A 696-nucleotide genomic window follows, 5' to 3' on the forward strand; every position below is an offset into this window, starting at 1 on the left:
GTTCGGGGTTGGGCGGATTGCCGCCGATGATCGTAAAATTGCCGGCCTGCGCGTTGCATCCGCAAGTGGGCCGCGAATAATTGGCCTGCTTGTAGAGATAGGCGGTCGGCAGCGAGCTGTAGGGTTGGCCGGTGACCGAGGAGGTCATCGATCCCGAATCGTCGTCCATCCCACGCGAATAGAAGACCTGCATCTCGGTGCCGGGGCAGCTCGATTCGCAATTCTTCTGGTCGCGTTCGAAATCGCCGACGGAGGCGGCGTTGGACATCGGGTAGAAATAGCCGTCGCAGGTGCGCACGCACATGGTGCGGAACTCGCCGCCCAAGCGCGGCAGGTCCATGCCGTCCGGCTGGTTGATGACGCGGCGGATGTTGCGCACGCTCGGATCATCAAGCGGCACGTCCGCCGTGTCCGGCATGTCAGGAGCGTCGGGCGTTTCGAGCTGCTCGTCCTGGCGGCCGAAAAGCTGCTCGAACAGATTGCCGCCGCCATTGTCGCGGGAAGCCTCCTGAAGCGGCGCGCGTTGCGGCGCGATCTCGTCGTCGCGGCAGTTGTTGGCATCGAGCGCCGCCAGGATACGACTGCGGTCGCGCCGCGTGCCACCGGCGGCAAGCCGCTCGCGCTTGGCCTGCAAAGTGTCGAGATTGGCGTTCATGCGCTCTATCGAGGCGTTGATCGCCGCGCACTGGCTGACAT

1 protein-coding gene is annotated in these 696 nt (G+C 64.7%); it reads right to left on the reverse strand.

Annotated features, from left to right (window positions below; translation table 11 throughout):
• Positions 1-696 (reverse strand): DUF2865 domain-containing protein (locus tag EOA28_RS37635; RefSeq protein ID WP_128315940.1); only part of this gene is annotated, 696 nt, incomplete at both ends.

It is taken from the genome of Mesorhizobium sp. M2A.F.Ca.ET.067.02.1.1 (assembly GCF_004023285.1).
GTDB lineage: Bacteria > Pseudomonadota > Alphaproteobacteria > Rhizobiales > Rhizobiaceae > Mesorhizobium.